The organism is Ruegeria sp. (assembly GCF_040830605.1).
GTDB lineage: Bacteria > Pseudomonadota > Alphaproteobacteria > Rhodobacterales > Rhodobacteraceae > Ruegeria.
In genome coordinates this window covers 567517-584789 of the sequence record NZ_JBFOMD010000001.1, presented here as the reverse complement: position 1 = coordinate 584789, position 17273 = coordinate 567517, and the positions used below count along the sequence as shown (strand labels likewise).

General features: G+C 62.7%; 17 protein-coding genes. 7 read left to right on the top strand and 10 right to left on the bottom strand.

What is annotated here, in order from left to right; all coding sequences use genetic code 11:
• Window positions 1–243 precede the first annotated feature (243 nt).
• A complete protein-coding gene (locus AB3N21_RS02760; protein WP_367933769.1) occupies window positions 244–579 on the top strand; it encodes a hypothetical protein in 336 nt (111 codons plus the stop codon).
• Between the two features lie 155 nt (window positions 580–734).
• Here the strand turns inward: AB3N21_RS02760 and proS are convergent, their stop codons facing one another.
• The gene (gene proS / locus AB3N21_RS02755; RefSeq protein ID WP_367933768.1) at window positions 735–2075 is read right to left on the bottom strand and encodes a proline--tRNA ligase; all 1341 of its coding nucleotides are present in this window, start codon (window positions 2073–2075) and stop codon (window positions 735–737) included.
• Window positions 2076–2243: 168 nt separating this feature from the next.
• Here proS and AB3N21_RS02750 point away from each other — a divergent pair, with 168 nt between their 5' ends.
• From AB3N21_RS02750 to AB3N21_RS02730, 5 genes are all read left to right on the top strand, one after another.
• Window positions 2244–2780: an FAD-dependent oxidoreductase gene (locus AB3N21_RS02750; protein ID WP_367933767.1), complete on the top strand. Its 537-nt coding sequence runs from the start codon at window positions 2244–2246 to the stop codon at window positions 2778–2780.
• A complete protein-coding gene (locus tag AB3N21_RS02745; protein ID WP_367933766.1) occupies window positions 2780–3754 on the top strand; it encodes an isopenicillin N synthase family dioxygenase in 975 nt (324 codons plus the stop codon). Before AB3N21_RS02750 ends, AB3N21_RS02745 begins: the two co-directional genes overlap by 1 nt.
• 88 nt (window positions 3755–3842) lie before the next feature.
• Window positions 3843–4934, top strand: a complete 1092-nt coding sequence (locus AB3N21_RS02740) for an AI-2E family transporter (RefSeq protein WP_367933765.1) — start codon at window positions 3843–3845, stop codon at window positions 4932–4934.
• A complete protein-coding gene (locus AB3N21_RS02735; RefSeq protein ID WP_367933764.1) occupies window positions 4935–5612 on the top strand; it encodes a DnaA/Hda family protein in 678 nt (225 codons plus the stop codon).
• A 64-nt stretch (window positions 5613–5676) separates the two neighbouring features.
• Window positions 5677–7221: a Ppx/GppA family phosphatase gene (locus AB3N21_RS02730; RefSeq protein WP_367933763.1), complete on the top strand. Its 1545-nt coding sequence runs from the start codon at window positions 5677–5679 to the stop codon at window positions 7219–7221.
• Between the two features lie 14 nt (window positions 7222–7235).
• Here AB3N21_RS02730 and AB3N21_RS02725 read toward each other — a convergent pair whose 3' ends face one another.
• From AB3N21_RS02725 to AB3N21_RS02695, 7 genes are all read right to left on the bottom strand, one after another.
• Window positions 7236–7613, bottom strand: a complete 378-nt coding sequence (locus tag AB3N21_RS02725; protein ID WP_367933762.1) for a hypothetical protein — start codon at window positions 7611–7613, stop codon at window positions 7236–7238.
• Window positions 7614–7651: 38 nt separating this feature from the next.
• Window positions 7652–8665: an endonuclease/exonuclease/phosphatase family protein gene (locus AB3N21_RS02720; protein WP_367933761.1), complete on the bottom strand. Its 1014-nt coding sequence runs from the start codon at window positions 8663–8665 to the stop codon at window positions 7652–7654.
• A 4-nt stretch (window positions 8666–8669) separates the two neighbouring features.
• Window positions 8670–9350, bottom strand: coding sequence for a TerB family tellurite resistance protein (locus AB3N21_RS02715; protein ID WP_367933760.1), 681 nt, complete (start codon window positions 9348–9350; stop codon window positions 8670–8672).
• Between the two features lie 45 nt (window positions 9351–9395).
• A complete protein-coding gene (locus AB3N21_RS02710; protein ID WP_367933759.1) occupies window positions 9396–9884 on the bottom strand; it encodes an N-acetyltransferase family protein in 489 nt (162 codons plus the stop codon).
• Complete coding sequence (locus tag AB3N21_RS02705) at window positions 9881–10471, bottom strand: VOC family protein (protein ID WP_367933758.1); 591 nt, start codon at window positions 10469–10471, stop codon at window positions 9881–9883. Before AB3N21_RS02705 ends, AB3N21_RS02710 begins: the two co-directional genes overlap by 4 nt.
• Before the next feature lie 149 nt (window positions 10472–10620).
• Window positions 10621–12747, bottom strand: coding sequence for a methylmalonyl-CoA mutase (gene scpA, locus AB3N21_RS02700; protein WP_367933757.1), 2127 nt, complete (start codon window positions 12745–12747; stop codon window positions 10621–10623).
• Entirely contained in the window at window positions 12713–13639 is a 927-nt protein-coding gene (locus AB3N21_RS02695) for a hypothetical protein (protein ID WP_367933756.1), read from the bottom strand. Before AB3N21_RS02695 ends, scpA begins: the two co-directional genes overlap by 35 nt.
• On the opposite strand from AB3N21_RS02695, the gene AB3N21_RS02690 reads away from it, so the two are divergent.
• Window positions 13622–14257 (top strand): DUF4174 domain-containing protein, encoded by a 636-nt coding sequence (locus AB3N21_RS02690; protein WP_367933755.1) that lies wholly within the window; start codon window positions 13622–13624, stop codon window positions 14255–14257. The genes AB3N21_RS02695 and AB3N21_RS02690 overlap by 18 nt on opposite strands.
• A gap of 118 nt (window positions 14258–14375) precedes the next feature.
• Here AB3N21_RS02690 and AB3N21_RS02685 read toward each other — a convergent pair whose 3' ends face one another.
• Window positions 14376–15170 carry a hypothetical protein gene (locus tag AB3N21_RS02685; RefSeq protein WP_367933754.1) on the bottom strand — a complete coding sequence of 265 codons (795 nt, stop codon included), beginning with the start codon at window positions 15168–15170 and terminating at the stop codon, window positions 14376–14378.
• 7 nt (window positions 15171–15177) lie between these two features.
• The gene (locus tag AB3N21_RS02680) at window positions 15178–17223 is read right to left on the bottom strand and encodes an acetyl-CoA carboxylase biotin carboxylase subunit (protein WP_367933753.1); all 2046 of its coding nucleotides are present in this window, start codon (window positions 17221–17223) and stop codon (window positions 15178–15180) included.
• Window positions 17224–17273: the final 50 nt, after the last annotated feature.

The following is a 17273-nucleotide window of genomic DNA, read 5'->3' as shown; positions in this document are numbered from 1 at the left end:
AAGGTAGGTTTGGGCCCGAACGGCACCTCTCCGCTACCGCGAATGACGCTGATCACGAAACAGTTTGTTTTCGTTGGCGCTAACTGACTTCAAAATGCAACAGGCTTGCAGTAATATACTTGCGTACTTTGATTATTAAATGAAATTTTGTCACCCTGTTTGTGGGGGATTAACGAGTAAGTGCGAGGCACTAAGAAAATGGGATTTCAAACTGGAATTGAAGGATCGGTGTATGCCGGTCAAATGTCTAACCCCAACAATCTGGCCAACCAACTGGACTGCGAAACCGCAGCGCTGCTTCGGGCCGTGATCCGGCCCGTGTTCGAAGGCGCATCCAGTTGGACCACCTTGATGGATACCCTGCGTGTAAAAGGCTATCGTCTGGCCTTTCGTGAGGGACGGCTGTGCCTCACCGACCGGACCACCGGCGACCGGGTATGCGGTCTGAGGTTCCTGGGCCTCGACCTGCGCGATCTGGTTGGACGTCTGGGCCGACCCATCGTGGTCGCCCGGCCGGGTGCTGGCGCTGACGGCGATCTGCTGATCACCCGCCCCGGCATGAACTCAAAGCCGGTCTAAGCAGGCCAGTCAGACTGCCGGGTCTTGGCGCTCCGGAGACGGGGCGACCCCGCGGATCGCGGCGCAAAGCATTGAGAACCGGTTACAAAAAGCACGACGCGTTTCAGCGCCGCGCTTCGCCCTGAAAACGAGTCCTCAAAGCCAAGGCGACGCGATCAGGCGATCCCCTCGTAGATACCCGCGATCTTGGTGACGGCGGCCTCGGAGCTCAGCTCCTCGCTTTCGCCGGTCCGGCGGCTGGTCAGCTCGACCACCCCATTCTTGAGCCCGCGCGGCCCCACCGTGATCCGCCACGGCAGACCGATCAAGTCCATGGTGGCAAACTTGCCCCCTGCCCGCTCGTTGCGGTCGTCATAGAGCGGCTCAAGCCCCAGGGCGGTCAGCGCGGCATAAAGCTTGTCGCAGGCCGCATCCGCCTCAGCGTCGCCCTGTTTCAGATTGACGATACCGCAGTGGAACGGCGTCACGCCCTCGGGCCAGATGATGCCGTTGTCGTCATGGCTGGCCTCGATGATGGCGCCGATCAGACGGCTGACACCGATGCCGTGGCTGCCCATGTGCACCGCCACCGGCTTGCCATCCGGCCCCTGCACGGTCGCGCCCAGTGGTTCGGAATACTTGGTGCCGAAATAGAAGATCTGCCCCACTTCGATCCCCCGAGCCGAGCGGCGGCGGTCTTCGGGCACCTGATTGAACAGCGCCTCGTCATGGGTCTCATCCGTGCGGGCATAGAGCGAGGTGAACTCCTCCATCACCGCCCGACACTGCGCCTTGTCGTCATAATCGATGTCGCGCTGCCCCAGCCGGATATCGGTCACGGAGCTGTCATAGAACACCTCGGATTCGCCGGTGTCGGCCAGAACCAGGAACTCATGCGTGTCGTCCCCACCGATCGGACCGGAGTCGGCGCGCATCGGGATGGCTTGCAGCCCCATCCGCTCATAGGTGCGCAGATAGCTGACCAAGTGGCGATTATAAGCGTGCAGCGCGTCTTCCTTGGTCAGGTCAAAATTGTAGCCGTCCTTCATCAGGAACTCGCGCCCCCGCATCACGCCGAAACGCGGACGGATCTCGTCGCGGAACTTCCACTGGATCTGATACAGGGTCAGCGGCATGTCCTTGTAGCTGCTGACATGGCCCCGGAAAATGTCGGTCACCAGTTCCTCGGCCGTGGGCGTATAGAGCATGTCGCGCCCGTGCCGGTCCTGCATCCGCAGCATCTCTTGCCCGTAATCGTCATACCGGCCCGACTCGCGCCACAGGTCCGCCGATTGCAGGACCGGCATCTGAATCGGGATATGGCCCGCGCGCGCCTGTTCCTCATGCACGATGTTTTCCAGCTTGCGCAGCACCTTGAAGCCCAGCGGAAGCCAGGAATAGATCCCTGCGGCGGCTTGCTTGATCATGCCGGCGCGCAGCATCAGCCGATGGCTGACAATCTGCGCTTCCGAGGGGTTCTCTTTGAGAACAGGCAGGAAATAACGGGACAGGCGCATCGGCTCTCTCTTCTTCGTCAAAAACGCGGTTTTTCGGGGTCTAAGGCAAAGGGAAGCGGCAGGCAATCGGACTTTGGCGGTTTCGCGGCGCAGGCGGCGTCGGTTTTGCGGTTGACCCGCGAACCGGCGATACCCGAGTGTGCCCGGACGAAGATCGCAGAGGCACCCATGGACAGCATTCTGGAACCCGCCCGGCAAATACCGGTCGTGCACCGCACCAATATTCTGGTCGTGGGTTCAGGGCCTGCCGGCCTCGCCGCCGCGTTGGCCGCCGCCCGCTCCGGAGCCGAGGTCACGCTAGTGGACCGTTTCAGCTGTTTCGGCGGCAACATCACCGCCGTGGGCGTCGAGGGTTTTGCTTGGTACCGGCATGAAAAGACCGTCGAGGCGGGTGGCATCGGCATCTACTCCGAATTCATCTACGGCTACGGCATCCTGATCCTGCCGACCACGGGCCGGTACATGCAGATCCCCTATCGCTCGGTGCTGCCCAAGGGGATCGAAGGACTGCTGGTTGCCGGCCGGTCGCACGGCGCCGACCGCGTAGCCCATGCCGCCACCCGCAACATGGCCTGCTGCGCGGTCATGGGACAGGGCGCTGGGATCGCCGCCGCGCAGGCGCTGAAAAGCAACCGTTCGCTGGACCAGGTCGACATGGGTGCCATCCATGCCGAACTCGACCGTCAAGGCGTGAGGTTTCACTGATGCAAACTATCCCTACCATCGACATCTCGCCGCTTGGCACTCCGAGCCACCCGGAGCGGGAAGCGGTGGTGCGCCAGATCCTCGACGCCTGCACAGGCATTGGGTTTCTCTCGATCACCGGCACCGGCATCGCGCCTGAAACGGTCGAAACCGTGCGCCGAACCGTCTGCGAAATCTTTGCCGTCGATGAGGCCAGCAAGTGGGATCAGGCGATCACCCGGGACAATTATCGCGGGTATGTCCCAATGGGGTTCTTCACCCCCAACGATGGCAGCGGCACGGCGGACAAGTACGAAGGGTGCAAGCTGCACTACGAGGTGGCCCCAGACGCGCCGATCCGCACGGCCTGCCCGCTTTATGGCCCGAACCTCTGGCCGTGCGAGGTGCCGGGCGCACGCGAGGTTGTCCTGAGCTATTGGGCGCAGCTCGACACCGTGGCCGATCAGTTGCTGGGCGCGCTGGAGAACGGGCTGGAGATCGCCCCCGGCACGCTTCGCGACGCTTTCTCCGATCCGCTGACCAACATGACGCTCCTGCACTACCCGCCGCAGGCCCCGGACGAGGCCGGGTTCGGCATCCACCCGCACAAGGACACCGACGCCCTGACCATCATCGCCCCCGATCCGGTCGGCGGGCTAGAGGTGCAGACCCGCGGCGGAAGCTGGATCACGCCCGACTGCCCGCCGGGCGGTCTCGTGGTCAATATCGGCGACATGCTGGAGCTTTGGTCAGGCGGGCGCCTGAAATCGACACCGCACCGGGTGGTGAACCAGTCGGGGCGGGAGCGCTATTCCTTCCCCTACTTCGCCGTGCCGCGCCACGATGTTGTTGTCGCGCCGCTGCTGGAGCCGGTACCTGGGTTCGACCGTCCCCCGGTTCATTGCGGCCACTGGTCGGCCGAAATCTGGCGTACCAACTGGCCGGATGAAGAGGCGGTTGCAGATACGCCTGAGCTGGGAACCCTGCACATCTGAGCGCCTGACGAGCGCGCCGCGAAATGCTTGCATCGCGTCCCCCCTTGGGCCAAGAACGGTGCAGACAGGTGCAACGAGGAAACCCGCCATGGCCTTGCCGGTGAAAGACCAGCTCAGATACTGGGGCATCGCAACTGCGGTTTTTGTCTTTGTGCTCTGGCTGTTGGGCGACGTTCTTCTACCATTCGTGATTGGCGCGGCCATCGCTTATTTCCTTGATCCCGTGGCTGACCGGCTGGAACGGCTGGGCCTGTCCCGCGTCGCCGCAACGGCGCTGATTACCGTGGTTGCGGTGGCGCTGTTCGTCATCACCTTCCTGATGGTCGTACCCGCGCTGATCACCCAGCTGGTCGATCTGGTCGAGACCCTGCCCACCTTGTTCCAGGACCTGCGCGCCTTCATCGACAAACGCTTCCCCTCGCTGCTGGATGCGGAATCGAACACCCATCAGTTCCTCGTCTCGTTCGGCGAGACGCTGAAATCCAAGACCGGAGAGGTTCTGCAAACCGTCGTCACCTCGGTTGGATCGGCCATCAACGTCGTGGTTCTGCTGGTGATCGTGCCGGTTGTGGCGGTGTACCTGTTGCTCGACTGGGACCGGATGATTGAGCGCATCGACTCGCTCCTGCCACTCGATCATGCGCCGGTGATCCGCAAGCTGGCGGGCGAGATCGACGCGGTGCTCGCCTCGTTCGTGCGCGGCATGGGTACCGTCTGCCTTATCCTCGGCATCTATTACGCCGTTGCGCTGATGATCGTCGGGCTGCAATTCGGCCTGATCGTGGGCTTCATTGCCGGGCTGGTCACCTTCATCCCTTATCTCGGCGCGCTCATCGGCGGCGCGCTGGCCATCGGGCTGGCGCTGTTCCAGTTCTGGGGCGACTGGACCTCTATCGGACTTGTCGCGGGCATCTTTGCCATCGGGCAGGTGATCGAGGGTAACTTCCTGACTCCCAAGCTGGTCGGCAGCTCGGTCGGGCTTCACCCGGTCTGGCTGCTGCTGGCGCTGTCGGTCTTTGGCGCGCTGTTTGGGTTTGTCGGTATGCTGATCGCGGTTCCGGTTGCCGCGGCCCTTGGCGTGCTTGCGCGTTTCGGTACCGGTCAATACCTGGTCAGCCGCCTCTACACCGGACTGGTGGGTCAGGAATCGGCACAGGACAAGGCGCAGGACACCGACTGAATGGCCACACAGCTCAGCTTTGACCTGCCCGCCAAAACGGCATTGGGGCGGGAGGATTTCTTTGTCTCCCCCGCCAATGCGCTGGCAGTGGCGATGATCTCGGCCACCTCCTGGCCAGGTAACAAGCTGGTACTGAGTGGGCCGGCAGGCGCGGGCAAGACACATCTGGCCCATGTCTGGGCCGCGGAAACCGGTGGCCGCATCGTGCAGGCCGAAACGCTGCGATACGAGGATGTTCCGGATCTGGCCAGCGGCTCCATCGCGGTCGAAGACGTGCCGATGATCGCCGAAGACCTTGAGCGGCAGAAGGCTCTGTTCCACCTGCACAATCTGGTGCTGGCCGAGGGCCACACATTGCTGATGACCGGACGGTTGGCCCCCAATCTGTGGCAACTGCCGCTGGCCGACCTGCAAAGCCGCATTCAGGGCGCCCATCACGTTGCCCTTGGCCCGCCTGACGACGCGCTGCTGGGTGCGGTTCTGGCCAAGCTCTTCGTGGACCGGCAACTCAGCCCCAAGCCCGAGGTCATCTCGTATCTCGTCAAACACATGGACCGCAGGTTCGAAACCGCCGCCGAGGTCGTCGAACGCCTCGACCGCGTCGCACTGGCCGAAAAGCGTGAGATCACGCGGGCGCTGGCCAGTCGCGTGCTCCAAGATGACGCAGGTCCGGCCTGATCCAGCCAATTGACCCGTTCCCGGCGATTTCGCATCCTGCCGGGGACCAGACGCCGGGGGGAAGATGGAACAAGTGATCGAAACCGTCACGCCGGACTGGGGGCCTTTTGGCAGACCCCTGTTCGACGACCCAAGTGTGCGGGCGCTGTCGCGGGTCGGTGTGGTGGATGTCGGATCGAACTCGGTCCGGATGGTCGTGTTTGACGGCGCGGCCCGCTCACCCGCTTATTTCTACAACGAGAAAATCATGTGTGCCCTCGGCGCGGGCCTGTCCGAAACCGGGCAGTTGAATCCGTCGGGCCGTGATCGCGCGCTGGCCGCGCTGCGGCGCTTTCAGCATCTGGCACAAGATCTTCACCTGCCACCGCTGCATGTGGTTGCCACCGCTGCCGTGCGCGACGCCACTGACGGGCCCGATTTCTGCGCCGAGGTCGAGCGCGAGACAGGTCTGCACATCTCGGTCGTGGATGGTGAGGAGGAGGCACGGCTGTCGGCGCAGGGCGTGCTGCTGGGCTGGCCCGGTGCTTACGGACTGATCTGCGACATCGGTGGCTCCTCCATGGAGTTGGCCGAAATCGGCGAAGGTGAGGTCGGACGCCGGCTCACTTCGGCGTTGGGTCCGCTGAAACTGCGCGACATCAAGGGCGGGCGTAGCGGGCGTAAGGCGCATATCAAACAGGTGATGGAAGAGCTGCGCAGCCAGCTTGGCCCGCAACGGGACCGTCTGTTTCTGGTCGGCGGCAGCTGGCGCGCCTTTGCCCGCCTCGACATGCTGCGCCGGGGCTACCCACTCAAGGTGCTGCACGAATACCGCATGACCACCAAACAGGTGCGTGAAACAGTCAAGTTCATCGAGCGGGGCGATCCTGAAACGCTGCGCGCCGCCGCAGGTGTCTCCGGCTCGCGTATGGCGCTGGTACCTTACGCAATGGATGTTCTGACCCGCCTGATCCGCACCTTCAAGCCCAAGGATATCGCGATTTCCAGCTACGGGATCCGCGAAGGGCTGCTATATGAACAGATGCCCCAGCGCCTGCGGGACCGTGACCCGCTGGTCGAGGCCAGCCGCTTTGCCGAAGCCAAGGACGCGCGCCTGCCAGGTTTCGGCAAAAAGCTGTTCGATTTTGTTATGCCGCTGTTCAGATCGGCCCCCGAAACTCAGGTCCGCCTGATCAAAGCCGCCTGTCTGCTGCATGACGTCAGCTGGCGCGCCCATCCCGATTATCGCGCCGAGATCTGCTTTGACAACGTCACCCGCGCCAACCTGAGCGGTCTGAAACACTCCGAACGTGTTTTCATCGGGCTGGCCCTGCAGCACCGCTACCGCAACAAGCGGGACGGCAATCAGTTCGATCCACTGTACGCGCTTCTGGATGAAAAGGGGCAGAAACAGGCAGAGATTCTGGGCAAGGCCATGCGGTTCGGCGCGATGCTGTGGATGCAGAACGACGCGAAAATGGGCAAGCTGCGCCTTTATCCCAAGAAAAAACTGCTGGAGGTCACGCTTCCCAAGGCCACCTTGCCGCTTTACAGCGAAGTGGCCGAGGCCCGGCTGAAATCACTGGCCAGCGCGCTTGATGCCGAAACGCGGCTTATCACCCGCGGCTGACTCATAACTAAGTGCTAGATATCCGTCGTCCCTTCCGGAGCATCATCCTCTGCGGGCGCATCCTCCGGTTCTTCCGGCTTGGCCTTTTTGCGGATGATGATGTCGCCATTGGGCAGCATCTCGGGCATCTCATAGGCGCTCCAGTCCTGCACCTGGCCTGCCAGTTCCGCCAGTGCCGGACCCATCTCTTCAAAGAACGACCGCATCGAGGGGCCGAACTCCTCGGCCATGCCCAACAGATTGTCGAGCGCCGGTTCCATCTCCTGCCGCAGTCCCTCAAAGAACAGCTCGGCCCCCTGCTCCATCAGGGATTTGCCATTGTCCTCATCCTCGGCCAGCGCCGGTGATGCGGCCAGGCAAGCGGTCAGGGTCAGGGCTGCGATCCGTGTCATGAGACGGATATAGGGTCGCAGTAGCTTGGGTTCAAAGGTCATATCTCGATATCCAGCGTGACCGGGAAGTGATCCGAGGCGGTCAGCAACGCCTCGCGCAGTTCCGGCATCCGCCAGCATTCCACGTCATCGAACGGGTGCCAAATCCGCCAGGCTGGCCGCTTGGCACGCAGCCCCGGAGTGACCATGACATAATCCAGCAGCGCCTGCAGATAACGCCCCTCGCCTGGCATCTCGAACCGCGCCGTCGAAGGCAGCGGCCCGGGCCGGACCTGAACCGCTTTCGACGCATGGGGGTCGTAAAGCCCCGCCTCGAGCAGTATCTCGACCGAGGACCGCCCGAACAGGTGCTCGAACTCATCGAGCCCAGGCCCATCATTCAGATCCCCCATCAGGATCACCTCTTCACCCGCCGCGCGATGCTCTTCAACCCGCGCCCTCAGCCAGATCGCCTGCGCCAGTTGTTTGCGGCGGTTGGCGATCGAAATCTGGATCACTTCGTCGCGCGTCTCGGCCCCGTGCGGCGCCTTGGATTTCAGATGCGCACCGATCAGGCGCAGATCGGTTCCCCCTTGCGTGCGCATGGCCAGTTCCAGGGGGGGCTTGGAAAACCGCACCAGATCCTCGGTTGCATCGATATCCAGATCGATCCGGAAAGTACCGTCGAACCGGGGCGCCTGCGTGCTGCCCTTCTTGCCGGTCTCCTGCCCCTTGGGATCGTGGCGCACCTCCAGCCGGTCAGGATCATAGAGCAACGCCAGCTCCTGATGCGTGTCGTTGGCAAAGCCCATCACTGCCTTGCGCGTGCGCAGATCGAACGTATCGGCGAACCCTTCCAGAGCCCGGACGGTATTCTGGTGCCGCCCGGTATTGGGCGCCTCGACGATCAGCAGCGCGTCAGCTTCAAGCGCGATCTGCACCTTTGCCACCGCCTCGATCTGCTGCGCCTTGGTCACGTCGTGGCGGCCGGACCAGCTGTCGTCGATGATCAACTGGTCGTCCTTGTCGAACAGGTTGGCGAACCACTCGATATTATAGGTCGCCAGCCGCATCGCCTCAGACCTTCGCCCCGTTGATCTCATCCCAGGCCCGATTGATGTCGATCAGCTTCTTCTCGGCCAGCCGGATCGCCTCTTCCGGAACGCCCCGCGCCATCATCGCATCAGGGTGGGTGTCACGCACCAACTGCCGCCAGATCCTGCGGATCTCGGCCAGAGGCATGTCCGGAGAAACGCCAAGCACCGTGTAGGGATCGTTGGGCGCGTCAGGCACGAAACGCGCCCGCAGCGCCTTGAACTGCTGATCGGTCTGACCGAAGATGCGGCTGACTTCCTCAAGGAACTCGTTCTCGCCCGGGTGATAGAACCCGTCCGCCATGGCGATATGAAACAGCCCCTCCATAAGGTCGCAGAGCGTGGTGCTGTCCTCGGCAAACATCCGTCTGATCTTGCGGGCATAATCCTGATAGCCCGCCACATCCGTGCGCGCCATGTTGAAGACCCGCGCAGCACCCGCCTCTTCCTCGCGGCCGATCTGGAACACCTCGCGAAAGGCGGTAACTTCGTCGCGAGTGACCTGTCCATCGGCCTTGGCCATCTTGGCACCCAACGCAATGACCGCAATGGCAAAGGCCACCGAGCGTTCGGGTGGCGTGCGCAGGCGCTCGAAAACCTCGGTCAGGCTTTCGCCCTGAGCAAGGGCGCTGAGCGCATCGGTGATGCGGGTCCAGAGTGACATGGCCACACCCTAACCTGAGCGGCAGGCGGTGTCAGGTGCGGCAATTCATGCCTTGCCCAGAATTTTCTGCATCAGAACAAGGTCCAGCCACCGGTCCTGTTTGCGCCCGACTTGCGGCATCCGCCCGACCTCATCAAAGCCAAGTTCCGCATGAAAGGTGATAGCCCCGGGATTGGCGCCCGACACACCCGCCACCAACGCATGCACGCCCTCTGCCCGCGCAACATCCTCCAACCGCACCATCAGCGCCCGGCCCAGCCCATGGCCGCGCGCGTCGGGCGCGAGCTGGATCGAATGCTCTTTGGTGTGAGCATAGCCCGGACCGCCCCGAAACGGCCCATAAGTGGCAAAACCCACCACCTGACCATCCAATTCCGCAACCAGAAACGCTGGGCCCCGCGCTGCGATATCTTCCGAGATCTTACCAGCCTCGCGTTCATCGGTGGTGAAGGTGATCAGCGTGTCACGGATCACCTGATTGGTGATCGCCGCAATCGCATCGGCATCCTCTTCCCGCGCCCGCCGGATCGTCATTCCAACACCCTCAGCCCATGGGGTGTCTCGACCTCGGCGCGCAAGCCAACGTCTCCCACCTCGAAGACGACCCTATCCAGCGTCCCCAACAGCGCCGACAGCGCCTGTGCCTCGGGATGGGTCACGATCAGCCGCCGCAGCGCGCATCCGCTCGGTGCCAGCATCGACGCCGGATGCAACTTTCCCTGCCACTGAATGAGCGCCGGGAACAGATTGTCAAAGGGCAGCCGCCCATCCTCGGGAACCGCCATCCGCCACCGCAAATCACCCCGCTCCAGCGCCACCGGCTCGCCGGCCTGCTCGGGTACGCGTTCAATATCGTCAACCCGGCAGATCCAGTTGCTCAACCGCGGCTGCCCCGCAAACCGGTCCAGATCGAACCAGCGCGGCCTTCCGGGGTCCGGCGCCTCCGGATCGACCGCAATCGCCTCCAGATACAGCCCCTCCGCCAACCCCAAAAGCCGATTATGAGTCCCGAACCGCGCGTGATGCCCGCCGGGCTGCATCCGCACGCCCAGCGCCTCTTCCAAATGTGCCGTCGCCGCATCCAGCGTCTCGCCCGCCACCGCCAAGTGATCCAGTTGCATCGCATCCCTCCCGACACCACCCGCACATAAGCAACAAAAAAGCAGAGAGCCAACGCCCCCTGCTTCTTCTGTTCTAAAATATCCTCGGGGATGAATGCTCAATGCCCACGCATTGAGCAGAAGGGGCAGACAGCCCCTTCCCGCGCGCCTCAGGCGCGCGCCTCGCCGATCAGTTTCAAGATATCCTGGGCCGCTTCAGGGATATTAGTCCCCGGCCCAAAGATCGCCTTGACCCCATTGTCCTGCAGGAACTTGTAATCCTGCTGGGGGATCACGCCGCCACAAATCACGATGATATCCTCGGCACCGGCCTTCTTCAGTTCCTCGACCAACTGAGGCGCCAGCGTCTTGTGACCCGCCGCCTGGGACGAAATGCCGACCACATGCACATCGTTGTCGATGGCATCCTGCGCCGCCTCGGCAGGGGTCTGGAACAGCGGCCCCACATCCACATCGAAGCCGATATCGGCAAAGGCGGTGGCGATCACCTTGGCACCCCGGTCGTGCCCGTCCTGCCCCATCTTGACCACCAGCAGACGTGGACGGCGGCCCTCGGCCTCGGCGAAATTCTCGATCGACTTCTGGATCGCGGCAAAGCCCTCATCACCCTCATAGGCCGCGCCATACACCCCGGCGAGCGTCTTCACCTCGGCGCGATGACGGCCGAATTCCTTTTCCATAGCCATGCTGATTTCCCCTACGGAGGCCCGCGCACGCGCGGCCTCGACCGCCGCTGCGAGCAGGTTGCCGCCTTCCTTGGCGCGGCGAGTCAGTTCAGCCAGAGCGGCCTGGCACGCGGCCTCGTCACGCCCGGCGCGCATCTTCTCAAGCCGGGCGATCTGCGCCTCGCGCACCACCTGATTGTCGACCTCGAGGATGTCGATCGGGTCTTCCTGCTCCTTGCGATACTTGTTGACCCCGACGATCACCTCGTCGCCCCGGTCGATCATCGCCTGACGGCGCGCGGCGCTTTCCTCGATGCGCAGCTTGGGCATGCCCGAGGCCACCGCCTTGGTCATGCCGCCCATCTCCTCGACCTCCTGCATCAACGCCCAGGCCTGCTCGATCAGGTCGTTAGTCAGGCTTTCGACGTAGTAGGAGCCTGCCAGCGGGTCGACCACATTGGTCACGCCGGTCTCTTCCTGCAACACAAGCTGCGTGTTCCGGGCGATCCGTGCCGAGAAGTCAGTCGGCAGCGCAATCGCCTCGTCCAGCGCGTTGGTGTGCAGCGACTGGGTGCCGCCCAGAACCGCGCTCATCGCCTCGTAAGCGGTGCGGATCACGTTGTTATAGGGGTCCTGTTCCTGCAAGGACACGCCCGAGGTCTGGCAATGGGTGCGCAGCATCTTGGAGCGTTCGGACTTGGCCCCGAACTCGGTCATCACCCGGTGCCACAGCGTCCGCGCCGCGCGCAGCTTGGCGATTTCCATGAAGAAATTCATGCCGATGGCAAAGAAGAACGACAGGCGGCCTGCGAACTTGTCCACATCCATCCCGGCCTCGGTTGCCGCACGCACATATTCGCGGCCATCGGCCAGCGTATAGGCCAGCTCCTGCACCAGGTTCGCCCCGGCCTCCTGCATGTGATAGCCGGAAATCGAGATCGAGTTGAATTTCGGCATCTCGTTCGAGGTGTATTCGATGATGTCCGAGATGATCCGCATCGACGGCTCAGGCGGGTAGATATAGGTGTTGCGCACCATGAACTCTTTCAGAATGTCGTTCTGAATGGTGCCCGCCAGCACGGATTTGTCGTGGCCCTGCTCCTCACCGGTGACAATGAAGCTTGCCAGCACCGGGATCACTGCGCCGTTCATGGTCATCGAGACCGAAACCTTGTCCAGCGGGATACCGTCAAACAGGATCTTCATGTCCTCGACACTGTCGATGGCGACCCCGGCCTTGCCCACATCGCCCACCACGCGCGGGTGGTCGCTGTCATAGCCCCGGTGCGTTGCAAGGTCGAAGGCGACCGAGACACCCTGCTGACCTGCCGCCAGATTGCGACGGTAAAAGGCATTCGATTCCTCTGCCGTCGAGAACCCGGCATATTGCCGTATGGTCCAGGGACGGCCCGCATACATCGTGGCCTTCACCCCGCGCGTGAACGGGCCGAAACCCGGCAGCGTGCCCATATGCGACAGCTCTGCCGTATCCGCCTCAGTATAGAGCGGCTTGACCTCGATGCCTTCCAGCGTGGTCCAGTTCAGATCGTCAACGGGACGACCGCGCAGCTCTTTCTCAGCCAGCGCGTGCCAATCGTCGGTTTTGGTCATTGCGTCTTCCTCTTGTCAATTCGGGTCTTGGCAGGGTTTGCCCCGCCGGTTTTTTGTTAGGATCACCCACCAGCCGGACCAGCCCGTCGGCGCCCGTGGCCAGCCACATCAGGTCATCGGCATAGACAGCGCGCATATGCGCGGCTTGTGCCGGGAAAAACGGGTTCCAGCGCGCGTCGCCCCTAGGCAGCGCAGCCGTAAGGTCGGGCGGCATGGCCGCACGGAGTTCCGGCAAACGCGGCGTCGCATTGCACCATTGGCGGCAGTGCTCGCCCGGCGCTGGACCACCCGTCACGGCAGCCAGTTGCGCGTCCGGGCGGCCTGCGAATATCTCGAACGGCAGCACCCAGAGCCGAGTGCCAGGGATAGCGCTGGCGATGTCGGTGATCACGTCGCGCCAGCTGCGCTCGCCGCTTGCGATCCACTCCAACGCGACCGAGCTCGGAATCCCCCGGCCCCGCTTCAGCCCATATCCCAGCGACGAAGCCCAGTATTGGTCCAGCGCGCGGATGTTGAGGATCACGTCCGCGACACTCCCTTCGAACGCCTGAACGAAATGCGCCATACGCTCACCAGCGGTGGGATAAAGCTGCGCCTCGGCCATGTTCCGCCGCATCGTGCCCAGCATGTTCTCATCGCTTACGACCAGGCGCCGCACGCCGCGGCGGGCGCTGCCCGCAAGTGCCGCTGGCAAACGCCCCGGGTCCTGTGGAGGCCGGCTGCGCGCCCTGGCTCTGCCCGGCACGATCCCACGAAACAACCCCGAGCGGGTCCGGCGCGGACCCCAGAATCCGATCCCCCGCCGCAGCAGAACCTCGGCATTCCCGCGCATGTAGTGCTGAAAACTGGTGGTGGCGCAACGATGCGCCCCGATATGCAGTATGACGTCCATGGCTTTGCCTCGGCTCCGCGCCGCGTGGCGCGGTGGGGTGGTGGGGAGCGGAACGATGGTCATGCCGAACCCCTGACAAAGCGATTAACGTTAAACTTTTTGGTGACCGCGCGCATTTCTCCGGTCGCATTCCCGCCATCCGGGTCTATATTCAACCCAACAGGAGATCGCATGACCCGCACGCTAGCCCTTGTTTTCTCAGCACTTATCCCGGTGGCCGCCTGGGCCGCGGATGGTTCCCTCCCGGCGGATGAAGGGCTGATCCAGCCCGCCGGTGACAGCGATTTGAGTGAATTTTTATGGATAAACCGGCCCATCGTGGTGTTTGCGGACACCCCCGCCGACCCCCGATTCCAGCAGCAGATCGACATGCTGCAAAGCGGCGAAGCAATGCTGCTTGAGCGCGATGTTGTGGTGCTGACCGATACCGACCCGGCGGCGCGATCCGCCCTGCGCACGAAACTGCGTCCGCGCGGGTTCCAGCTGGTCTTTGTGGACAAGGATGGAGTGGTGAAGCTGCGCAAACCTTTCCCATGGAGCGTTCGCGAACTCAGCCGTTCCATCGACAAGACCCCGATGCGAGAACGCGAAATTCGCGAACGGCGCCAGAGCAACTGAAGCGCTGTTCCCTTGTGTGCCCCCTCACCTTCACCTATATTTAACTGTGACAGGGCCAAATGCCCTGCATGGAAACGAGGAAAGGACGACCGGATGGAAAAAGATCCCAACATTCCGTTCACTCCGATTCCGGTGACTGGCCGGACCGGCCCGAGACCGGGTTACTGAGCCGTTTGGCCAGCTGTTCCGCGGCTGCGGGACCGTTTTCCGCATATTCCTTGATCAGACGCAGCGCGTATTGCCCCAAGGCAAACGCGCTTTTTCGTGTCTCGAAATAGTCGCGGTACATCAGGATGCGCCGGTCCTGTGTCATATCGGTGCTGCGGAACACATCACCCCGCATATCCTCGGCCTGTGCTGCGATTGACTTGATCAGGCTGTAATAGGCCACAACCGCGTCGATGGTCACACGCGGAAGTACTTCGATCTCATCCACAAGCGAATCATAGACGAAATCATTGTGTTCGCGTGGGATCAGAGGGATGAAATCCAGGTCCGCCTCCATCCGCGCAACCAGTGCATTCGCTTCCTGCTCGGCCTGCCCCCGGTCCCAGAGAACCTGCAGCGTATTGCCGATCTCGGCATAAAGCGCCTTGTGATAGTCCCGGAGCTTCTCGGCCTTGTCGCGGGATTTGCCCAATTCGCCAAAAATGGCAGTCGTCAGCCAGCCGGTGGCGATGACCAAACCGGCAATGATGGCGGCCCAGATGCGTTCATCCAGATCCGTATTGACGGCGAGGACGACAAGCACCCCGCCGAAAATGACCAGCAGCGGCAGCGCGATATTGAGTATGAACTGCACAAAAACCCGGCGCGCGACACGCGCATCCTCGGAAAGCCCGAAGGCGATCACGAGGACCGCGCTGGCACAAAGTGCCAGAAGCAGCCAGTTATGCGACAGAAACTCGGTCATCGCGCGGCTACTCGAACTCCATGATCACATCGTCCACAGCCAGGCTGTCGCCGGGGCCTGCGTTGATCTTGGCGACCGTGCCCTTTTTCTCGGCGCGCAGGATGTTTTCCATCTTCATTGCCTCGATGGTGCAGAGCGCCTGACCTTCCTGCACTTCCTGCCCCACTTCGACATCAACTTTCACGATCAAGCCGGGCATCGGGCAAAGCAGCATTTTCGAGGTATCGGGCGGCAGTTTCTCGGGCATCAGGCGCGCCAGTTCCGCCTGACGCGGGGTGCGCACATGCACCTTGAGGTCGGCGCCCCGGTTGCGGATTCGGAACCCGCCTGAGACCTTGCCCACCTTCAGCACCAGCGGGCTGCCGTCAACATCCAGCGTCGCTAGCTGATCGCCCGGCGTCCAGTTCGAGGCCACGCGGTATTTGCCGCCACCCTCGAAACTCACGGTTGAGCCTTCCGGGTCGGCGTCGATGGTCACGTTATATTCATGGCCCTGCAGGCTGACGGTCCAGTCAGTGCCCACTTTGCGCTCATGGTTGTCCATCCGGCCCGAAACGCGGGTACGGCGGATCTCGGCGACCCGATGCATGGCCGCGCATGAGGCCGCGATGCGGCGCAGGTCGTCCTCGTGCAGGGTCACGCCCTCGAACCCGTCGGGATACTCTTCGGCGATGAAGGCGGTGGTCATGTCGCCGCTGACGAATTTCGGGTGGTCCATCACCGCGCTCAGGAAGGGCAGGTTGTGGCCAATGCCCTCGACCTCGAAACTGTCGAGCGCCACGCGCATCGCTTCGATGGCCTGCTCGCGGGTCGGTGCCCAGGTACACAGCTTGGCGATCATCGGATCGTAGTACATGCTGATCTCGCCACCCTCATAGACGCCGGTATCGTTACGCACGGCAGTCGCACCGTTCGGCGCCTCACCCTGCCATTTGCCGTTGGCCAGCAGCGGCCCGGCGGCGGTTTCCTCAGGCGGGCGATAACGGGTCAGACGGCCGATCGACGGCAGGAAACCGCGATACGGGTCCTCTGCATAAAGCCGGTTCTCGATGGCCCAGCCGTTCAGTTGCACGTCGTCCTGCGTGATAGTCAGCTTCTCACCTGCCGCAACGCGGATCATCTGTTCCACCAGATCGACACCGGTGATCAGCTCGGTTACCGGGTGTTCCACCTGCAGGCGCGTGTTCATTTCGAGGAAGTAGAAGTTCTTGTCGCCATCCACGATGAATTCCACCGTGCCCGCGCTGGCGTACCCCACGGCCTTGGCCAGCGCCACCGCCTGTTCGCCCATTGCTTTACGGGTTTCCGGGTCAAGGAAGGGCGAAGGCGCCTCTTCCACCACTTTCTGGTTCCGGCGCTGGATCGAACATTCGCGTTCGCCCAGATAAATGCCGTTGCCGTGGCTGTCGCAGAGTACCTGAATCTCGATATGGCGCGGTTGGGTTACGAATTTCTCGATGAAGATGCGATCGTCGCCAAAGCTGCTGGCCGCCTCGTTCTTGGAGGACTGAAACCCTTCACGCGCCTCGTCATCGTTCCAGGCGATCCGCATGCCCTTGCCGCCGCCGCCGGCAGAGGCCTTGATCATCACCGGATAGCCGATGTCGTTCGAAATCTTGACCGCCTCGTCGGCATCCTCGATCAGGCCCATATAACCGGGCACTGTGGACACATTCGCGTCCTGCGCGATCTTCTTCGAGGTGATCTTGTCCCCCATCGCCTCGATGGCGCCTTTCGGGGGGCCGACGAAAGCCACATCCTCGACCTCGAGCGCCTCGGCGAATTTCGAGTTTTCAGACAGAAAGCCGTAGCCTGGATGCACCGCCTGTGCGCCGGTCGCCCGGATCGCCTCCATCACCTTGTCGATGACGATATAGGACTGGTTCGCGGGCGGCGGGCCGATATGGACGGCCTCGTCCGCCATTTCGACATGCAGCGCCTGCTTGTCCGCGTCCGAATAGATGGCGACGGTGGCAATACCCATCTTGCGCGCGGTCTTGATGACCCGGCAGGCGATCTCGCCCCGGTTGGCGATCAGGATCTTGTTGAACATGGAACGTCCTTTGTCTTGGGGTGTTTCAGACGCAGAACGCCGCCCCCGGC